The sequence below is a fragment of the Arthrobacter woluwensis genome (assembly GCF_900105345.1).
In the GTDB taxonomy this organism is placed as follows: domain Bacteria; phylum Actinomycetota; class Actinomycetes; order Actinomycetales; family Micrococcaceae; genus Arthrobacter_E; species Arthrobacter_E woluwensis.
Genome location: NZ_FNSN01000003.1, coordinates 221,334 through 239,177, shown reverse-complemented (window position 1 = coordinate 239,177; position 17,844 = coordinate 221,334). Strand labels below are relative to the sequence as shown.

The window sequence follows — 17,844 nt, the reverse complement described above, 5'->3', positions numbered from 1 at the left end:
GACCGCGGCGCGCTCGCCGCCGTCGTCGTCGTGCCCGGCGCCGAGGCCTCCGGGGTCCGCGTGACCCCCGGCGTCTGCGGCGCTATGGCTCACGCCAGCCCCAGCTTCTTCAGGACGTCCGCCACGCGCTGGTCCTGATCCTTCAGGAAGGTGCCGAACTCATCGCCCGTGATGAACGCGTCGGTCCAGCCGTGGGTCTTGAGCGCGGCCTTCCACTCGTCCGTGTCGTGCATCTTCTTGAGGGTGGCGATCACCTTGTCACGGTCGGCGTCGGAGATGCCGGGAGGGGCCACGATGCCGCGCCAGTTGGTGAATTCGAGGTCGATGCCGGATTCCTTGAACGTGGGGGCGTCCACGCCGTCCAGCCGCTGGGCGCCACTCACGGCGAGGACCCGGATCTCGCCGGTCTTGATCTGGTCGATGTACTCGCCGGCGCCGGAGGCGGCGAAGCCGAGCTTGTTGCCGAGGATGGCGGGCAGGAGGTCGCCGCCGCCGTCGAAGGAGACGAAGTTGACCTTCTTGGGCTCGATGCCCACGGCCTGGGCCAGCTGCATCGGCAGGAGGTGGTCCGGTCCGCCGGGGTTGGAGCCGCCGCCGACGGCGAGCTTGGAGGGGTCGGCCTTCCAGGCGTCGACCAGGTCCTTGATGGTCTTGTAGGGGGAGTTCTTGGGCACCATGATGGCGCCGGGCTCCTGGATCAGACGGGCGAGCGGCACGGTCTCGGTGAGCTTGGCCGGGGACTTGTTGGTGTAGCTGGCGCCCACCACTCCCAGGCCCATGAGCATGGTGAGGTCCTTGTTGCCCTTCTCGTTGACCAGGCGGGCCAGGCCCACGGTGCCACCGGCGCCGGCCAGGTTGAAGACCTCGACATTGCTGGCGGTCTTGGTCTCGCCCATGACCTTCGCGGCGGTGCGGGCCGTGGTGTCGTACCCGCCGCCGGGGCTGTTGGGGACCATGATGCGCAGGCCCTTGAGAGGCTCGCTGGAGACGCCCGACGCCGACCCCTGGGGGTTCGAGCCGCCGGAGCCGGTGACTCCGCAGCCGGTGGCGGCGAGGATCAGGCCCAGCGCGGCGGCGGCCAGGCGGACGGCTTTGAGTGAACGCATTGGTACTTCCTTTGTTCGCATGACGTCGCTGTCATGAGGGGGTTCCGGAAAGAACGTCCCTCACGCTATGCGCGGATGTGAGGTGGGTCACCCTTGAGTTCTCAAAGATCGTTGTGTTCATTGTGTTCTCCGTCACATACCCCTCCAGGCTGTCATGATGGACGCGGGGACGTCCGTCCCCGAGGAGAAAGGACAAGGACCCGTCCCGTGAGTGCCCCATGACGCGTTGGTGGCCTCGGCGGGCCAGGATGTCCCTGGCCGCGCAGTACCTGGTCCTGCAGCTCCTGATCGTGCTGGCCGTCCTGGTGGGCGTCATCGCGGTGTCCCTCGCGCAGTCGGAGGACACCTTCGAACGGGTGGAGGGCCGTCGCGCCCTGTCCGCGGCCGAGTCCGTGGCGGCCATGCCCGCCGTGCGCACACTCCTCCCGACCGCCCAGCCTGGCCACGGGGCCGCCCTCCCGGCCGTCGCGGAGTCCGCGCGGACCGTCTCCGGGTCGAACTTCGTGCTCCTCGTGCGTCCGGACCGCGTCATCCTCACCACGCCGGATCCGTCGCTGCTGGGAACCCGCCTGGATCTGGGGCAGAGCCATGTCCTGGAAGGCCGGGCGTGGACCGGTGCGGCCGACGTCTCCGGGCATCGCGCGCTCGTGGCGCACGTGCCCGTGCTGAGCGACGGCGGCGAACTCGTGGGGTTCGTGGCCGTGGGCCGGGAGTACCCCTCCGTGCTGGACCGGCTGGGTGAAGCGCTGCCGGATCTGGTCACGTACCTGGGGGTCTCCCTCGCGCTCGGAGCGGCCGGCTCGGTCCTGCTCTCGCGGAGGGTCAAGAAGCAGACGCTGGGCCTGGAGCCCGAAGAGATCGTCGGTCTCGTGGAGCACCGCGAGGCCATCCTGCACGGGGTGAAGGAGGGCGTCCTCGCCCTCGACCAGAAGCAGCGCATCACCCTGCTGAACGAGAGCGCCCGCGCCATGCTCGGATTGCCGCGCTCCGCTGAGGGCCACAGCCTGGAGGAGCTCGGGGTGGATCTTCGCCTCCGGGAGGTCCTCGCGGGGGAGGACGCCGTGGAGGACCGGATCGTCCTGGCCGGCGAGCGGCTCGTGAGCCTGAATCGGCGGCCGGTGGTGAACCGCGGCCGGGAGATCGGCTCCGTCACCACGCTGCGGGACCGGACCGAGCTCGCCGCCCTGGAGCAGGAGCTCGGTGCGACGCGCAGCGCCACGGACACGCTCCGTGCCCAGACTCACGAGTTCGCGAACCAGCTGCACACCATCTCCGGCCTCATCCAGCTGGGCGAGTACGACGACGTGCTCCGCTTCGTGGACGGCGTCCGGCTGAGCAGGACCAAACTCTATGACGAGGTCACCGAACGCCTCCAGGACCCCGCGGTCGCCGCGCTGGTCATCGCGAAGGCCAGCCTCGCGGCCGAGCGGGCCGTGCCCCTGGATCTCGACCTGGAGTCCCGGCTGGGCCGCGTCGGCGAGGGGCTGTCACGGGACCTGTGCACCGTCGTCGGGAACCTGGTGGACAACGCGCTGGACGCGGTCACCGGACGCCCTGATGCCCGGGTGACACTCCTGATCAGCGACGACGGCGGCCACGTCGGCGTGCGGGTGCGGGATACTGGACCGGGCGTGGCCGGGGACAAGATGAGCGAGGTCTTCCGCCAGGGGTACACCACCAAGGACGCGCTGGGCGAAGGCGGACACGGCTTCGGCCTGGCGATCACCCAGCTGGTCTGCCGGCGTCGCGGCGGGGACGTGGAGGTCCTCAACGACGGGGGCGCGGTGTTCACGGCGGTGCTCGGCCGGAGCGTGGAGGCGGGGGACGGCCCGCCGGAGAGGGAAAGGGCGGAGGCATGATCAAGGTCCTGATCGTCGATGACGACTTCATGGTGGCCAAGGTCCATGCGGGATTCGTCCGCCAGGTCCCCGGGTTCGGCGTGGTCGGAGTCGCCCACACGGCGGCTCAGGCGCTTCAGGAGGTGGACCGGACCCGGCCGGATCTGGTGCTTCTGGACATCCACCTGCCCGACCGGAGCGGGCTCGAACTGCTCCAGGAGATGCGGACGCTCCAGCCCGAACTCGACGTCCTGGTCATCAGCGCGGCCCGCGAGATGGAGACGGTGCGCAAGGCGCTGCGGGGCGGGATCGTGCACTACCTCATGAAGCCCTTCACGGCCCAGGACCTGGCGGAGCGCCTGGTGCACTACCAGCAGAGCTACCGCCCGCTCGCCGAGTCCGGCAGCGTGGCGGACCAGGCCGATGTGGACCGCGTCTTCGGCGTCGCGCACCGCGAACGGCCCCTGCCCAAGGGCTGCAGCATCGAGACGCTGCGCATGGTGGAGGCTCTCCTGAAGGACCACGACGGCGACGTCTCCGCCACGGAGGCGGCCGCGGTGCTCGGCACGTCCCGCGTGAGCGCTCGCCGGTATCTGGAGTACCTCGCCGAGGAGGGCCGGGCCGTGGTGCGCCTGCGGTACGGGGGCGTCGGCCGGCCGGAGCGCCGGTACGTCTGGAAGTGAGGGCGGCGGGGCGTTCTGGGTTGCCCCGACCCGCCTCGCCGAAACAGTGGTTTTCCGCTGAAACAGTGAGCTGAACACGCTGTTTCAGCGGAAACTCACTGTTTCGGCGAAGGGGATCGCTCAGGTCAAGGCGGAGAGCGCCATCTGGAACACGAACCCCAGCGCGGCCGTGGCCACGGGGGTGATCACCCAGTAGCCGAGGATCTTCAGGATCAGCGGTCGGTTGGCCTGGGAGAAGCGCTGGTTGGTCCCCGCGCCCCACATGCCCGCCGCCATCGTGTGGGTGGTGGAGATCGGCCAGCTCAGGGCGATGGCCCCGGCGAACTGGAGCGCGAAGCCGACCGCCTGCGTGACGAAGCCCCGGAGCGGGTCCACCCGGATCATGCGGTGTCCCAGCGTGTAGGAGATGCGCCAGCCACCGAACAGCGTCCCCGCCGTCATGGCCGCGGCCACGAGGGTCACCATCATGAACGCGAGCGGCTGGCCGTCCTCGTAGCCCGCCACGAAGAACGCCATCAGCAGGACCAGGAACGTGCGCTGGCCGTCCTGCAGCCCGTGCCCGAACGCCACGGCGCCCGCGGTGATCGCCTGCGCCCTGCGGAGCCGGCGGTTCACGACGTTGGGCGGCTGATTCCGCGCCACCCAGGTCGTCGGCCAGACCAGCACATAGGAGAGCAGGAACGCCAGGGCCGGGGAGAGCAGCAGGGGCAGCGCCACGGAGTTCCACAGCGTGGCGGAGGCCTCGGGGATCTCCGTGCCGCCCTTGAGGATGGCCGCGGCGCCTGCGCCGAACAAGCCGCTCAGCAGCGCGTGGGTCGAGGAGGACGGGATGCCCTTCCACCAGGTGAAGATGTTCCAGATGATGCCGGCGGCCAGCCCGGAGACCAGGAGGCTGAGGCCGTTGAGCCCCTCGGGGAGGCGCAGCCAGTTGGTGCCGATCTCGAGCGCGAGCGGGAACGCCAGGACCACGCCGAGCAGGTTGAAGAAGGCGGCCAGCACCACCGCCACGCTGGCGGTCAGCGCTCGCGAGCGGACCGCGAAGGCGATGGCGGAGGAGACGTCACGGAAGCCGTTGAGAAAGGTGAAGGTGACCGTCAGCAGGACCGTGAGGACCAGGAAGAAGGCGATCACTCATGATTCCTTGACGATGATCGCCCCGACGCTCGTGGCGACGCGGCGCATGTCCTTGGTGACCTCCACGAGCTGGTTCGCCACATCCCGGTGCCGGGTGTACTGGGCGAACTTCATGTCGCGGAGCATGTCCGCGACCCAGACGCGATGGCTGCGCTCGGCCCGCTTGGCCAGCCGGAGCACCTCGATCCAGTAGTCCTCGAGCTCGTCCAGGTCGTCCAGCCGGCGCATCGCCTCCACGGTGAGTTCCGCCTGGCGGGTGATGATCTCCAGCTGGTCCGCCGCACGGGTGGGAAGACGTTCGAGCTTGTAGAGGCCGATCAGTTCGGCGGCGCCGTCCAGTTTCTCCATGGCGTCGTTGAGATACCGGGACAGGTTGAACATGTCTTCGCGCGGGAGGGTGTTGATGAAACTGGTGCGCATATGGGTCAGGAGCGCGTAATGCAGGTTCATGGACTCGCCCTCGTGCTGGTGCATCTCCTCGACCAGGCGGTCGAAGTCCGCGGCGGGGGCTCCCAGGAGCTCGGAGAGGGTTCCGGTGCCCAGCACCAACTGGCGGGCCAGCTGGGTGAGGAGCTTGAGGCCTGCAGTCTCCTGCGGGAAGAGGCTGAGTTTCACGTCGTACCGGTGTCCTTGGCTGGCGTAAAGATCTTGAGGCACGGACCTCAGCATGAGAATGGTGCCGGACCGGATACGCCTCTCGGCGGTAGGCCGCTCGAAGCGGCGAATTGTTGAAGCCCGGGGGTTTCGCGGCCCGACACCAAGTTCAGTTTTCTACTTCCGTGGCCCGGAGTCAACATTGACAGCCGCTGGAATGAGTGATTCAGTGCGCCGTCAGTCCAGGTGGCCGTTTCGCCACGCCGCGGCTGCGAATTCGAGGTCGTCGGCCGTGCGGACCAGGCGGTGGGAGTCTCGCGTGAGCCGGGTGGCGTTCGCCTCGTTGCCCAGTTCGGCGGCGTCGGCCAGGCGTGCCTGGCCCAGGGCGATCACCCGGCAGAACGCGGCGAAGCGTTCCAGCGCGACGTCGAACTCGCCGTCGAACGCTCCGGAGAGGATGGCGTCGGACATGTGGCGGATCTCGTCGGCGCCCGGAGGCTCGGCCGCACCCGCCACCACATGGGAGACCTGCGCGCCTTCCTTGCCGGCGTTGAAGTACAGGGCCATCCGGTCGGGATCCTTCACGACGGCGGCGCGCAGCGCGTACAGCCGCCAGAGTGCGCCGGGGAGGGAGTGCGCCGGGCTTTCGGCCCAGAGTTCTGCGATCACCTCGATGCCCTGCCGGTCCGCGAGCTTGACGAGGCGTTTCGTGACGTCCGGGTCGTCCGCGGCGCGGCCGTGTTTCACGAGGGCGTGCGCCGCGAGGTGCGCCGCCTCGGAAACGCGCGCCGGGTCCGCGCCGCCCGCGAACGGTTCGAAATCGAGGGGTGCGAAGGGCTTCGGCTTGTGATGCCGTGGGGCTGCTCCCGGGTTCTCGCTCATGCCCTTACGCTACGCCTGGTGCGGGTGCCATGCCAGAGCGGCACGGAGGCGCACGACGGCTCCGGCAGGCACGGAGGGAACGTCGCCTGGGATGCGGGGACGGGTGCCGGAACCCCTTGCGTGCCTACGGTAGAGTAGTGACGTCCCTAGGGACGGTTGGGCCTTTAGCTCAGTTGGTAGAGCAGTGGACTTTTAATCCATAGGTCGAGGGTTCGATCCCCTCAGGGCCCACGGGAACGGCCCCGGAATCGTGAGATTCCGGGGCCGTGGTCGTTAACCGATGGAGTGGAACCTGCGGGCGGCGACGGCCGTGCTGGGCTGGGCCGTCGTCCACAGGCCGGCGAGCGCCCTCGACCGTGACAAATGTAGGACATATGATGGTGAAAGATGTGTGCACGTGCTCGCGTGGGGGACACGGATGGAGTGGGGATGAATTCGGCGGGCAAAGGTGTCGTCACCATCCGCGAGGCGGGGCCGGGGGACCGTGCGGGACTGGTCCGTGTCATGGCCAAGGCGGGCCTGAGCGAGGGCTTCCTCGTGGAGCACGGCGTCGGGGATCCCCGGCTGGGGAAGGCGGTGCCACGGAGGGCGTTAGGGATGAAGGCGTTCCGTAAGGCCATCGGCAAAGGCGCGGGCGATCCGTGGTCCGGCGCCGCGCTCATGCTCGCCACCACGGTCCTCGTGGCGGTGGACCAGGAAGGGATCGTGGTGGGCGGCGGCGTGGTAGCCCCCAGCATCGCGTCGATCCATGACGCGGTGGCCGGACGTTCCGCGCGCCGGGAGGAGCTCACGCTCCGTGGCCTGGCCGACACCCCTCAGCTGGTGGCGATCGCGGTGGACCCTGCGCACCGCAATCGAGGGGTCGGCAAGGCCCTCTTCGACGCGCTCGTGTGGCACTACCGGCTGTCCGGGGCGCCGCTCCTCCACGGGGTCATCCAGGCGGAGTCGGAACCGTGGATTCCGGAGTTTCTGCGACGGGCCGGGTTCCGGGTGGCCGGGCCGGACGCCTTCCTCGACTTCACCTCGGTGTATACCACCCGGTCGTACCTGGCCAGCGGTCCCGGGCGCCGGTTCTTCTACCTGGACTTCCGGAGCCCCGGCGCTCACGACTGGGAGATCCCGGCGGCCGTGCGGAACGGTGGGGACAGTGCGGCGCCGCGATCGGTGCGGTCGGCTCCTCGCGAACGCTGAACCAGAACTCCTGCACCAGCCCCGCGCGAAAGGCCTCGTGGAGTCACTGCGGGAAGGCGAAGGACGCCACGAGGGCGAGATGGTCGCTCTCGCCGGCGCGCAGCATCGTGTTCTCCTGGGGCAGAAGCCCGCGCTGGAACACGTGGTCGATGCGGGCGAGCGGGAGGCCGGAGGGCCAGCTGAAGCCGAAGGACGGTGTGCTTTGCGGAGGCTCCGCCAAGGTCGAACGGATCCCGGCCAGGGCCGGGTCCTGGGCCACCGCGTTGAAGTCCCCCACCGCGATCGCCCGCGGGGCGTCGTCGGCGGTGATCACCTGGGACAGGTCCCGGAGCATCTCATCCCGGGCGTCCTGTTCCCCGGGCCGGACCGAGGCCGCATGCACGGCGTACAGGGTGAGCGTCCCGGCGGGCGTCTCGACATCCACCGCCAGCGCGCGTTTCCAGCCCAGACCCAGTCCCAGCGCCCGCGTGTTGTTCAAGGGGTAGCGGCTCCAGATGCCCACCGTCCCCACGGTGTAAGCGTGGGGGTAGCGCTCCGCCAGCACTTCGCGCGCGGCACTCCGCCCGGCGTCGTCGAGCTCCACCAGCACCACGACGTCGGCGCCCCGCTCCGCGAGTGCGCCCGCCGCCCGGGCCGTGGAGTCCGCCCCGCTGCCGGCCTTCACGTTCTGGCTCGCCACCGTGATCCGTCCGCTCCCGGTCCCGTTCCCGGCGCCGCTCTGGGCCTGTGCCTGAGGAGCGGCTTGCTTCTGCAGGGGGATCAGAGCGGGCGCGGCCATCAGCCCCCAGGCCAGCACCGGGACCAGGAGCACGGCCCAGGCCCGGCGCTGCACCCAGGGCAGGCACGCGACGCACAGCAGCGCCGGGATCCAGAGCCACGGGAGGATGATCGCGAAGAACGTGCCCGCCGGGCCCGGGAGCACGAGGTGCAGGAATGCCGCCGCCGTGACCGCGGCCGCGCAGCCGAGCGCCACCCGGTCCCGGAGGCGGAGCCGGGACGAGCGAGGCCGGTCCTCCGGAGAGGAGGTGACGGACGGGTTCGGAGGGTTCACGCGGGGTCCTGAGGTCGGGGGCAGAGGCAGGGCGCCGGCGGCACGGCACGGGCCGGACGGGACCGTTCTACAGGTACCAGGCGAATCCGGGAGCGGGCTGGGCACCGACCCGGAGGCCGCCAGTCCCAGGCGTACACTCACACTCACAAGTTTTTGTCCGTCCCCGCCCCCGAACGCAGGTGATCCGTCCCGTGTCCCTTTCCACCAGCACGCCCGACGAACCCGTGGACCGGCTGCGTCGGCTGCTCAGAGCAGGGGAGTGGCCGGTCGGGGCGAAGATCCCGAACGACGCTGCGCTCGCGGGAATCCTTTCGGCGTCCCCGACCGCAGTTCGCGAGGCTGTGCGCTACCTGGTCCACACGGGTCTGCTCGAGTCCCTGCCGGGGAAGGGCACTTTCGTCAGGGCTGTCACCGAGCTCCCTGGCCTCGTGGGCGAATGGGTCAAAGACGAATTGACACTTCACGCGATCGAGGCCCGAGAGGCGTTGGAGTCCTACGCCGTGCGCCTTGCTGCGGATCGGATCACAGACCAGCAGATCGCCGAACTGCGGTCGGTTCTCCGCGCCCGTGAGGTTGCTGGCGATGCTGAAGCTGTGGCCAGCGCGGACGTCGCTTTTCATCGGCTGATTGTGAGGGCGACGGGTAACTCGCTCATGGTGGAGATGTATGAGGGGCTGGATCGGGAGAGGGTTTTCGATTTCACTGTCCTGCCGGAGATCTCGCCGGAGGAGTCCTTGCATTCAGAACACGCGGAGTTGCTGGACGCTCTCGCGGACCATGACGTGGCGGGCAGTGTCCGGGCCGTTGAACGCCTGCTGGCCCACGTTCGCATCAAGGTCCTGCGAGCGCAGGGCTGAGTGCCGGCGGCGGAGCGCTGGTGGAGCGAGCCGGTATTCACAGAATACGGTCGGCCAGGAGAGCCGCAGCGGTCGGCTGGCGTGCAGCGATCGCGGTGAGGACTTCGCGACGGGCGCGGGTGAGATTTTCCGTGCGGGCTGCCTCGATGCCTTCGTTGACCCGGGTCGTGGCTTCGAGAATCATGAGCCGATCGTAGATTCGCACCATCAGGTCGTTTCCGGCGGCGACAACTACTTCGCGTTCGAAAGCATCTTCGCCGCCGGTGGCTGCGGTTTCCACGCTCTCGCCGATCTCAGGGTGCTCCAACAGGTGGCGTAACTCCATGACGATGTCGTCTGAGGCTCTGGTGGCAGCCAACCGGGCGGCCTGCGTGAGAAGCGCCTTGCGGGCTTCATTCACAAGCCGCCACCGCTCGTAGTCCGGCCCCGGATTCCCCTCAGTCGTTTCGAGAGTCGAGCTGTTCAGGGCCCCGCCCTTCACTCCGATCACCAGGCGCCCGTCCTCGGGCCTGATGATCAGAATCCCGCGCCGATGGAGCCCATCGATGACCTCACGTGTGTACTCCAGCTCGGCGCTGCCGAAGATGCGGGTGAGCTCATCGCGGGTGGGGAGGAGGCCTCCCTCGGGCCAGACGCCCGACTCGATCCAGTGTTCAAGGCGCCTGCCGAAGTCACGGGGATCGCTTGAGGGCTGCTGAGGGGTGTGTTCAAAACGCACCCGTCAATTGTACGACAACTGAACATCGGCCAAAGTCAAATTGCTCATGAGAACACGGCAGATGGCTGAGGATGACGAACCTCTAGTCGTTGCCGCGCTTCTCCGCTGCGGCATCCAATAATTGAAGCGTGGCTGCGACCGCGCCGTCAGGGTCGTGGCCCGCGAGCGCATCAAGAATCGCCTCGTGTTCCGCTCGGAGGAAATCGTCGGAACCCATGCTCGTGTAGTTGCTTTCGTCATGGATTACGGCAGGCTCCAGACCGCGGTGCAACTCGACGATCAACGGGTTGTCGGAGGCGGCGACGATCAGGTGGTGGAATTTCACATCGGCATTCAGACGATCAGTGACCGTGGCGCCTTCGTAGCGTTCCTTGAGGAGGGCGCGGAGGGCGTCGATCTGCTCCACGGTGATGCGCTGGGCCGCGAGGCGTGCCGCCTGGACCTCAAGCGCTTCCCGGACCTCGAAGACCTCCTTGGTGGACTCCTCCGTGACGCGACGCCCCAGCACTGCGCCGAGTTCGCTGGTCGAGCGGACATAGGTCCCATCCCCGGGCCGGGATTCCAGCAGACCGAGATGAACAAGAGCGCGGAGTGCTTCCCGGACGGTGTTGCGGCTGGTGCCGAAAGTCTTGACCAGATCGTGCTCACCCGGAACCTTGGTCCCGATGGGCCAGGTTCCGTTCATGATCTGCTCGCGCAACTGCGTTCCGATCTGGACGGAGAGCGGAACGTTGCGGACAGTTGGGTGTAGGTGATGCACCCCATAAGAGTAGGACATTTAGCATAGAAATGCCTGATCGGACAGTAAATGTGGCTGGTGCTCGAGGCAATGTTCATGCTCAGGGAAATTCGCAAGTTGTGCTGATTGGCACCTCGACAAGTAAGGGCTGTCCATTGGCGCGGACAAAGATCCGCCGAGCGTTCGCGGCCGCCTTTTGCGCCCGCCTGGCGCCTTCCTTCATCCCCGTCAATCCTCGCCGCCGGGCGGGTGGCCGACCGTGATGCGGTGTGCGGTGACAAGACATTCGATGCGGACCTTACAAATGTCCTACATGTGCTGGTAGCTTAACCGCTGAGGGCCTCTCGACAGGATGTGACAGGGGGATCCGCGCGTCGCGGCTCGCGGCGCGATTGATGGCCCGGACGGAAGGTCGCTTTCTCAGGGAAAGCGGCGTGCGGAAGGGAGACCAAATGGGCCGGATCTTCGGCCAGCGCCTTCGTGCGCAACGCATCAGTAAAGGGCTTACTCAGGAAGAGCTGGGCGGGTCCGAGTGTTCGCACAGCTACATATCTCTTCTTGAACGGGGAGCCCGAGAACCGTCCTCCGACATCGTTCTCGGGCTTGCGCGGCGTCTGGGAATGGCTGCCGAAGACCTGGAACAGTGGATGATTCAGCCCACGGTCCAGGACCAGGAGTACTCGCTCGCGGCCCTTCACGCGTGGTGCGCGTGGGACGCGCGCGACTACGAGATGGCGGCGCACCATGCTTTGGTGGCAGCGCAGTTCGCACGGGAAAGCCACCGTGACGCAACGGTGTGCGAGATGAACCTGCTGAGAGCGGAATGTCTGGCACGGCTGGGCCGCTACGAGCAGGGGCGGAATCTTGTGGAGATGCTTCTCGCTGACGGACTCGTGGCGAGCAACGTGGGGTTGCGATCCGAAGTATTACAGCTTTCGGCGCGGATGGCCCTGGCTCAGGAAGAGTTTCACGAAGCGGTGGCACATGCCCAGGAAGGCGCGTCGGGGAGTGCCGCATTGCCGGACGACTCCATGGTTCGGCACGCTGCGTGTCATCTCCACATCCGTGCATTGCTCAGCGAGGGCCATAAAGAAGCCGCCTGGCGCGGATGTGAAGTGGCGTCCCGGTCTCATTCGGCCGGCGTCCCGTCGCACGAGCGAGGGCGTTTGGCCTGGGTGATGGGAGATGTCGCGTTTGCGCGGGGATGCCCGGAGCGAGGAATCGAGCACCATGAGCAGGCGGCCAGGTTGCTGTTGCCCCAGGTCGATCTGGAGGAGTGGGTCGCCTTCAACATCAGTTCGGCCCGGGCCCGGCTCGAGGCGGGCATTGCGGACGAGGCCACCCGCGTCTGTCTCGACCGTGCAGTGGCGGCCCAGGAGGTCCTTGGATTGGGCCAGGAAAACGACCGGGAGTTCGCCTTTCTAGACGGTTTGTGGATGTATACCCGGCGCTGCTACGACCAGGCGTTGGAAGCCCTCGCCGTCTTCACGCAGCACCCTCGACGCATGAGTCGTCTCTCCACCGAAGCACTCTTTCTCCGCGGGCGTATACAGCTGAGCCTTGCTTTACCCCAGCAGGCCCTGACGGATCTGGCTCTTGCGCAGGAGGGCTATTTCCGTCAGCGCGACCTCCGGGGAGCCCAAACGGTCGCCGATCTGATCCTGGAGATCTCCCGCACACGGTACGAGGACGCGCCCCCGGTTCTCGCTCACAGCGCGGCGAGCTGACACCCGGCGGTTCTGAGGTCAGGGCCGCCGGGCGTCACAGGCCGCCGGGCCTCACGGGTTGAGAGTGCCGCCGGTCTCCTGGAGGTAGCAGCTGCCGCACAGGGACTCGTACTGGACCTCTTCGCCGTCGATGGCGACCTGGCCGCCGTCGAACACGAAGTGACCACCGACGATCCGGGTGTTGAAGACCGCCTTGCGCCCGCAGCGGCAGATGGTCTTGAGCTCTTCGAGCGAGTGGGCGATCTCGAGGAGCCGCGCGGCGCCCGGGAAGGCCTGGGTGCGGAAGTCCGTCCGGATGCCGTACGCCAGCACGGGGATGTCGTCCAGGACGGCGATCCGGAAGAGGCCGTCCGCCTGCTCGGGGGTGAGGAACTGCGCTTCATCCACCAGGAGGCAGGCCACCGGGGCCATGTCGACGTGCTCCAGAAGCGCCTCGGGGTCGTCGCCGGCAGCATGCTGGCGGACCAGGGAGCGGACGTCGGCGTCGTGCGGGATCAGGAAGTCGACCTCCCGCTCCACGCCGAGGCGGGAGACGATCGAGGTGTCGCCCTTCGTGTCGATCCCCGGCTTGGCCAGCAGGACCCGCTGCCCGCGCTCCTCGTAATTGAAGGCCACCTGCAGCAGGGCGGTGGACTTCCCCGAATTCATGGCGCCGTAGCGGAAGTAGAGCTTGGCCACTGTCAGCGGCCCTCGGTCCGGGGCGCGGCGGACGCGCGGCAAGAGAAGGACATGGTTGATAAGTCTAGTGCCGCCGGAAGCCCGGTGACTCAGGCGCTGACGTACACCTTGCGCAGGGTCTCGTGCACGGTCCAGACGGTGCGCTGGCCCTCCCTCAGGCGCACGAGGTCTCCGGGCGCGACGTCCAGCGTGTGCGTGACCGTGCCGTCCTCGTCCTGGAAGTCGATGCGCGCCGAACCGCTGAGGACCACGAACACCTCTTCGGCTTCCACATCCGTGGCGATACCGGGGGTCATCTCCCAGATGCCCACCCCCGAGTCGCCGAGGTCCTCGAGTTCCAGGACCGCCGCCGTCGGTGAGCCGCTCAGGACCTGCTCGGCCGGCAGGGGTTCGTGGGCGAGCCCGGCGGTGGGGACGTGGCGCAGCGCTGCTGCGGGGGATGTGGTTCCCATGGTTCTCCTGCTCGGGTGACGTGCGATGACTGTCCGCATACTATACCGAGCGGTCCAGTATGCGGAAGGGCCTCCGTCGGGCGGCGGGGGGTGCCGGAGGCGGGCCGCGGGTGCAGAATAGCGGAAGGGTCGCCGGCTGGGGGATCCTGCGACGCGGCAAGGAGGCAGGCATGAGGATCGCGATCGCCGGAGGCGGCGGCACCGTGGGCGAGCGTGTCACGCGGGCCGTGCGGAAGCGGGGGCACGAGGCCGTGGTGCTGTCGCGCACGGCCGGCGTGGACGTCCGTGACCCCGGCGCCGTCCGCCGGGCGCTGGAGGGGGTGGACGCCGTCGTCGACGTACTGAACATCAGCACCTTGAACACCGACCGCGCCACGGAGTTCTTCACCGCCGCCACTACGGCGTTGCTGGATGCGGAGAGGACCGCCGGCGTCGGGCACCATGTGGCGCTGTCGATCGTCGGGGTGGACCGCGCGCCGCACGGGTATTACGCGGCCAAGCTGGCCCAGGAGCGTCTGGTGGAGTCCGGCGGCGTCCCGTGGAGCATCCAGCGCGCCACGCAGTTCCACGACTTCGCCCGGCAGATGTACGACGGCGCTCGGCTGGGTCCGCTGCACCTGGCGCCCCGCGGGCGGGTCCAGCCCGTGGGCGCCGAGGAGGTCGCGCACCGTCTGGTGGATCTCGCCGAAGCCGGTCCCGCCGGGCGGGTGGCTGACCTCGCCGGACCGCAGGAAGAGAGTCTGGATCGGATGGTGCGGGCCTATGCACGTGCACAGGGTGCGGGTGGCTGGATCCCCGCCATCTCATTGCCCGGCGGGCTCGGCCGGGCGCAGCGGGACGGGTTGCTGCTGCCCGGTCCCGAAGCGATCCTCGGCCGCCAGACCTTCGACGCGTGGCTGAGCGGGAGTGATCCGGATTGATGCCCCGTGGAGTATGTGATGAACAACACATACTCTTCTCGGGATGTCTATGCACCGGCGGCGAGTACAGAGATTCCAACGATCGTTGTTCATCTGCACATGGGATGCGTGTGACCTGTTTTCTAGGCTTGAAGACAAGCTTTCAGAGAACTAGCAAGACAACGAGGGGTTTCAACGATGAAGCGCATCGCCTTGGTCCACGAACGTGCCGTCTCCACCGCGGAGACCGGCGCTCACTGCCCGGCCTCGGGCCACTGGTTCCCGGAGGGCGATCCCTCCAAGGAGCAGTTCATCCCCGAAGGGCACGTGCTTCCCATGGTGGATGGCCGCCCCGCCGTGTGGGTGCGGCGTTCGAGCCGCGCCGCCCAGATGGCCTGACATCGCGGACTCGAGGGAATTCCCTCCGCATCGCCCGATGCACTCGCAGGATGCCGCCGGACCGAGAGTCCGGCGGCATCCTGCGTTTCTCAGGGTCTCCGGGGAGGTCAGCTCCGCGGGGTGTCCAGATCACTCAGCCTGAGTTCCTTCGTCTCACGAGCGCAGGCCACCGCGATGATCGAGATGACCCCGCCGCGCGAGATGACAGTTGGCGCCCTCATCCGGCTCGGGTGAGGGCGCCAACTGTCATCTCGCGGAGAGGGGGTGGCTCAGTGCCAGAACCCCAGGGAGAACTCGGCGATCAGGGTCGCGAACAGGAAGGACGCCGTGATGGCCACGAGGCCCACCGGAATGATCCGCCAGCCGATCTTGCGCAGCAGTCCGATGTCCTTGCCGAGGGACAAGCCGGCGAGCGTCAGCACGATCGTGGTGATGGAGAGGAAGTCCACCGCGCCGACCGTGCTGTGCATGAAGGCGGCCAGCGGAGGGATGAGCGGGCTCGACGCCAGGGCTCCCAGGGTGGTCAGCCAGATGACGGCCTGCACCTTGTTGCGGGTGAGCTTGGCCAGGCCGTACGCGGCGAGGAGCATGGCGATGATGACCAGGTAGCCCACGACCGTCAGGACGCTGAAACCCTTGCCGGCGGCGAGATCCGCCATGGTGGCCGTGACGAGCCCCAGTCCTCCGACGATCGGCAGCGCGACCCGGGAGGGGACGGCGGTGTGAGCCGTCGCGTCGGCGACCTCGCTGCGGAAAGTGGCGTTGCCGGCGTCGTCGGTCACGGGAGTGGTGACGGGGGAGGCTGCGACGGCGGCAGGGGTGCGGGTGAGCAGGCGGTAGACGCGGTCCGCGAGCGGCAGTGCGATGTACATGCCGACGTAGACGCCGAGCAGGCTCGTGATCATGTTGGACACGGCCGCCATGCCGAGGATGGCCGTCTTGTCATCCGGGTAGGCGCCGATGATGCTCGCCGCCGAGGCCGCCATCATGGAGCCGGATCCCACGCCCGCTCCCATGGCGAGGGCCAGCGGGTCGAAGATCTTCCAGTTCGCCACGAGGGACGAGATCAGGCTGATGTAGACGGCGCCGAACACCGTGCCGAAGACGTACATGGCCAGCACGCCGCGGTACTCGTCCGAGTTGGGCCCGAAGCGCTCGGAGACCATGGCGAACGCGGGCTCGCGGTCCAGGGAGAACGTGGCGCCCACGGTCGCGCGGCCCATCTTGAGCAGCACGGCGAGCGGCAGCGCCAGCATGATGGTCCCGAGCAGGTGTCCTACCTCCTGCAGGAGCAGCGCCGGTCCGGCCTTCAGCATGGTGGGGATGTTGGGCCCGATGTCCACGGACAGGCGGGCACAGAGCACCAGGACGGCGACGCCGGACAGCGCGGCCGCGAGGCGCTGGTACTTGACGGGCAGCGGCTTGATCTTCTGCACGGAGATGACCAGGCCCATGAGCAGGCCCCACACCATGGGGAAGATCAGGAGCGCGCCGACGCCGATGCTGACCTTGAGCGGGCCGATGAGCTGTGCCGTGATGGCGACGGCGAGGGCCATGGCCGCGAGGGGGAGGGCCTTGGTCCGGGTGGTCTGGGGAGAGGTGGTGGTGGTCATGCGATGGCCTCAGTCGTGACGGGGTGGTAGGCGGCCGCGGTGAAGCGCGCCTTCTGCTCGGGGTCCGACGCCGCGGCGGCCACGGTGGAGGCCATCGCATAGGCGGCGTCGAACATGGCCTCGTAGGCCTGGGGGGTGTTCGCGGCGGCGGTGAAGCCGGCGGAGTGGATCGGGGAGCTCGCCCCGGGAATGGAGAACATGGGGTGGATGCTGGGGATCACCTGGCTGATGTTGCCCATGTCCGTGGAGCCGCCGCCGGAGGAGTCCTTGGCGGGGGTGACGTCGTGCCCGCGGGAGCCGAACGCTTCGCTCCAGTGGGCGGAGAGCTGGGGGTCCTGGAACAGCGGCTCGTAGAGCGGTTCGATGTCCTCGATGCTCAGATCCGTGCCCGTCGCCAGGGCCGCGCCCTCGAAGCAGTTCTGCACGCGGGAGACGAGCGATTCGTACTCGGGGAGCGTGAAGGCGCGGCACTCGAAGTCGACGACCGCGTGGTCCGGGATGATGTTGGTGGCCACGCCGGCCTCGCGGACGAAGAGCGCCACCCGGTGGTCGTCGGGAAGCTGCTGACGCAGGAGGCCGATGGCCACCTGGCTCAGCACCGCGCCGTCGGCGGCGTTGATGCCACGGTGCGGCATTGCGGCGGCGTGCGCGGCCTGGCCGGTGAAGGTGGCGCGGAAGCGGCCCACGGCCTGGGAGCTGGTGCCGAGCGGGTTGGCGGTGCGGCCCTCCGGTCCGGGATGGGCCATGAGCGAGAGGCCTACGCCGTCGAACGCGCCGGCGTCCAGCAGGAGGGACTTGCCGCCGCCGTGCTCCTCGGCCGGGGTGCCGATGGCCTTGAGCGTGATGCCCAGCTCGTCGACGAAGGGCGCGAGGGCCAGGGCCGCGCCGACGGTGGAACCCGCGATCAGGTTGTGGCCGCAGGCGTGGCCGACCTCCGGGAGGCAGTCGTACTCGACGCAGATGGCCACGACGAGGTCGCCGGAGCCGAGGGTGGCGCTGAACGCGGTGTCGAGACCGCCCGTGCCTCGTTCGACGTCGAAGCCGGCGTTTTCCAGCACCTCGGTGATGGCGGCGGCGGCCTGGAACTCCTCGAAGGAGAGTTCCGGATGGGCGTGGATGAACCGGGCCATCTCCAGGACGGCGGGGCGTGCGGCGCTGAGGGCCTGGTCGATTTTTTCGCTGAAGGGGGCTGCGGAAGGCATGGTGCTCCTGAGGCAGGGGGTATGGAGGGGTCACCCGGGTACGGGTCGGAGGCCGGGGGCGTGAGCGCGGGGCCGGCGGTG

The 17,844-nt window shown here is 68.4% G+C and carries 18 protein-coding genes and 1 tRNA gene; 8 read left to right on the top strand and 11 right to left on the bottom strand.

Translation table 11 applies throughout. From position 1 onward, the window contains the following. Positions 1–89: 89 nt before the first annotated feature. On the bottom strand, positions 90–1,106 hold the full coding sequence (locus BLV63_RS01725; RefSeq protein ID WP_066213239.1) for a Bug family tripartite tricarboxylate transporter substrate binding protein: 1,017 nt from the start codon (positions 1,104–1,106) through the stop codon (positions 90–92). Between the two features lie 248 nt (positions 1,107–1,354). Here BLV63_RS01725 and BLV63_RS01720 point away from each other — a divergent pair, with 248 nt between their 5' ends. Then, complete coding sequence (locus BLV63_RS01720; RefSeq protein WP_066213237.1) at positions 1,355–2,965, top strand: sensor histidine kinase; 1,611 nt, start codon at positions 1,355–1,357, stop codon at positions 2,963–2,965. Next, positions 2,962–3,627 (top strand): response regulator, encoded by a 666-nt coding sequence (locus BLV63_RS01715; RefSeq protein WP_066213234.1) that lies wholly within the window; start codon positions 2,962–2,964, stop codon positions 3,625–3,627. Before BLV63_RS01720 ends, BLV63_RS01715 begins: the two co-directional genes overlap by 4 nt. A gap of 120 nt (positions 3,628–3,747) precedes the next feature. On the opposite strand, the gene BLV63_RS01710 is transcribed toward BLV63_RS01715, so the two are convergent. From BLV63_RS01710 to BLV63_RS01700, 3 genes are all read right to left on the bottom strand, one after another. After that, the gene (locus BLV63_RS01710) at positions 3,748–4,758 is read right to left on the bottom strand and encodes an inorganic phosphate transporter (RefSeq protein ID WP_139244623.1); all 1,011 of its coding nucleotides are present in this window, start codon (positions 4,756–4,758) and stop codon (positions 3,748–3,750) included. Then, complete coding sequence (locus BLV63_RS01705) at positions 4,759–5,376, bottom strand: DUF47 domain-containing protein (RefSeq protein ID WP_066213231.1); 618 nt, start codon at positions 5,374–5,376, stop codon at positions 4,759–4,761. A 216-nt stretch (positions 5,377–5,592) separates the two neighbouring features. Next, the gene (locus tag BLV63_RS01700; protein ID WP_066213228.1) at positions 5,593–6,237 is read right to left on the bottom strand and encodes a hypothetical protein; all 645 of its coding nucleotides are present in this window, start codon (positions 6,235–6,237) and stop codon (positions 5,593–5,595) included. A gap of 158 nt (positions 6,238–6,395) precedes the next feature. Here BLV63_RS01700 and BLV63_RS01695 point away from each other — a divergent pair. After that, a tRNA-Lys gene (locus tag BLV63_RS01695) sits at positions 6,396–6,468 on the top strand. Between the two features lie 198 nt (positions 6,469–6,666). Further along, the gene (locus tag BLV63_RS01690) at positions 6,667–7,428 is read left to right on the top strand and encodes a GNAT family N-acetyltransferase (RefSeq protein WP_066213225.1); all 762 of its coding nucleotides are present in this window, start codon (positions 6,667–6,669) and stop codon (positions 7,426–7,428) included. A gap of 43 nt (positions 7,429–7,471) precedes the next feature. On the opposite strand, the gene BLV63_RS01685 is transcribed toward BLV63_RS01690, so the two are convergent. Further along, positions 7,472–8,479 carry an endonuclease/exonuclease/phosphatase family protein gene (locus BLV63_RS01685; RefSeq protein ID WP_066213222.1) on the bottom strand — a complete coding sequence of 336 codons (1,008 nt, stop codon included), beginning with the start codon at positions 8,477–8,479 and terminating at the stop codon, positions 7,472–7,474. Between the two features lie 191 nt (positions 8,480–8,670). Between BLV63_RS01685 and BLV63_RS01680 the strand changes: the two genes are divergently transcribed. Next, positions 8,671–9,336: a FadR/GntR family transcriptional regulator gene (locus tag BLV63_RS01680; protein WP_074783934.1), complete on the top strand. Its 666-nt coding sequence runs from the start codon at positions 8,671–8,673 to the stop codon at positions 9,334–9,336. 37 nt (positions 9,337–9,373) lie between these two features. On the opposite strand, the gene BLV63_RS01675 is transcribed toward BLV63_RS01680, so the two are convergent. Further along, a complete protein-coding gene (locus BLV63_RS01675) occupies positions 9,374–10,054 on the bottom strand; it encodes a FadR/GntR family transcriptional regulator (RefSeq protein WP_066213216.1) in 681 nt (226 codons plus the stop codon). An 82-nt stretch (positions 10,055–10,136) separates the two neighbouring features. Then, positions 10,137–10,832, bottom strand: a complete 696-nt coding sequence (locus BLV63_RS01670; RefSeq protein WP_074783932.1) for a FadR/GntR family transcriptional regulator — start codon at positions 10,830–10,832, stop codon at positions 10,137–10,139. A 413-nt stretch (positions 10,833–11,245) separates the two neighbouring features. Here BLV63_RS01670 and BLV63_RS01665 point away from each other — a divergent pair, with 413 nt between their 5' ends. After that, positions 11,246–12,520, top strand: a complete 1,275-nt coding sequence (locus tag BLV63_RS01665; protein ID WP_066213210.1) for a helix-turn-helix domain-containing protein — start codon at positions 11,246–11,248, stop codon at positions 12,518–12,520. A gap of 51 nt (positions 12,521–12,571) precedes the next feature. On the opposite strand, the gene BLV63_RS01660 is transcribed toward BLV63_RS01665, so the two are convergent. Beyond that, complete coding sequence (locus BLV63_RS01660; protein ID WP_066213207.1) at positions 12,572–13,198, bottom strand: thymidine kinase; 627 nt, start codon at positions 13,196–13,198, stop codon at positions 12,572–12,574. Between the two features lie 89 nt (positions 13,199–13,287). Further along, positions 13,288–13,650 (bottom strand): cupin domain-containing protein, encoded by a 363-nt coding sequence (locus BLV63_RS01655; RefSeq protein ID WP_066213204.1) that lies wholly within the window; start codon positions 13,648–13,650, stop codon positions 13,288–13,290. 170 nt (positions 13,651–13,820) lie between these two features. Between BLV63_RS01655 and BLV63_RS01650 the strand changes: the two genes are divergently transcribed. Next, positions 13,821–14,570, top strand: coding sequence for an SDR family oxidoreductase (locus tag BLV63_RS01650; protein ID WP_066213201.1), 750 nt, complete (start codon positions 13,821–13,823; stop codon positions 14,568–14,570). Between the two features lie 177 nt (positions 14,571–14,747). Next, positions 14,748–14,948: a hypothetical protein gene (locus BLV63_RS01645; RefSeq protein WP_066213198.1), complete on the top strand. Its 201-nt coding sequence runs from the start codon at positions 14,748–14,750 to the stop codon at positions 14,946–14,948. A 269-nt stretch (positions 14,949–15,217) separates the two neighbouring features. Here the strand turns inward: BLV63_RS01645 and BLV63_RS01640 are convergent, their stop codons facing one another. Then, on the bottom strand, positions 15,218–16,561 hold the full coding sequence (locus BLV63_RS01640) for a DUF3100 domain-containing protein (protein WP_066213193.1): 1,344 nt from the start codon (positions 16,559–16,561) through the stop codon (positions 15,218–15,220). After that, the gene (locus BLV63_RS01635) at positions 16,558–17,763 is read right to left on the bottom strand and encodes a M20 family metallopeptidase (protein WP_066213190.1); all 1,206 of its coding nucleotides are present in this window, start codon (positions 17,761–17,763) and stop codon (positions 16,558–16,560) included. Before BLV63_RS01635 ends, BLV63_RS01640 begins: the two co-directional genes overlap by 4 nt. Positions 17,764–17,844: the final 81 nt, after the last annotated feature.

Bases quoted from the DNA above. Each gene is read 5' to 3' on its own strand.
- BLV63_RS01725 (WP_066213239.1), bottom strand. From the start codon at position 1,106: ATGCGTTCACTCAAAGCCGTCCGCCTGGCCGCCGCCGCGCTGGGCCTG.
- BLV63_RS01720 (WP_066213237.1), top strand. From the start codon at position 1,355: ATGTCCCTGGCCGCGCAGTACCTGGTCCTGCAGCTCCTGATCGTGCTG.
- BLV63_RS01715 (WP_066213234.1), top strand. From the start codon at position 2,962: ATGATCAAGGTCCTGATCGTCGATGACGACTTCATGGTGGCCAAGGTC.
- BLV63_RS01700 (WP_066213228.1), bottom strand. From the start codon at position 6,237: ATGAGCGAGAACCCGGGAGCAGCCCCACGGCATCACAAGCCGAAGCCC.
- BLV63_RS01690 (WP_066213225.1), top strand. From the start codon at position 6,667: ATGAATTCGGCGGGCAAAGGTGTCGTCACCATCCGCGAGGCGGGGCCG.
- BLV63_RS01670 (WP_074783932.1), bottom strand. From the start codon at position 10,832: ATGTCCTACTCTTATGGGGTGCATCACCTACACCCAACTGTCCGCAAC.
- BLV63_RS01665 (WP_066213210.1), top strand. From the start codon at position 11,246: ATGGGCCGGATCTTCGGCCAGCGCCTTCGTGCGCAACGCATCAGTAAA.
- BLV63_RS01655 (WP_066213204.1), bottom strand. From the start codon at position 13,650: ATGGGAACCACATCCCCCGCAGCAGCGCTGCGCCACGTCCCCACCGCC.
- BLV63_RS01650 (WP_066213201.1), top strand. From the start codon at position 13,821: ATGAGGATCGCGATCGCCGGAGGCGGCGGCACCGTGGGCGAGCGTGTC.
- BLV63_RS01645 (WP_066213198.1), top strand. From the start codon at position 14,748: ATGAAGCGCATCGCCTTGGTCCACGAACGTGCCGTCTCCACCGCGGAG.
- BLV63_RS01640 (WP_066213193.1), bottom strand. From the start codon at position 16,561: ATGACCACCACCACCTCTCCCCAGACCACCCGGACCAAGGCCCTCCCC.
- BLV63_RS01635 (WP_066213190.1), bottom strand. From the start codon at position 17,763: ATGCCTTCCGCAGCCCCCTTCAGCGAAAAAATCGACCAGGCCCTCAGC.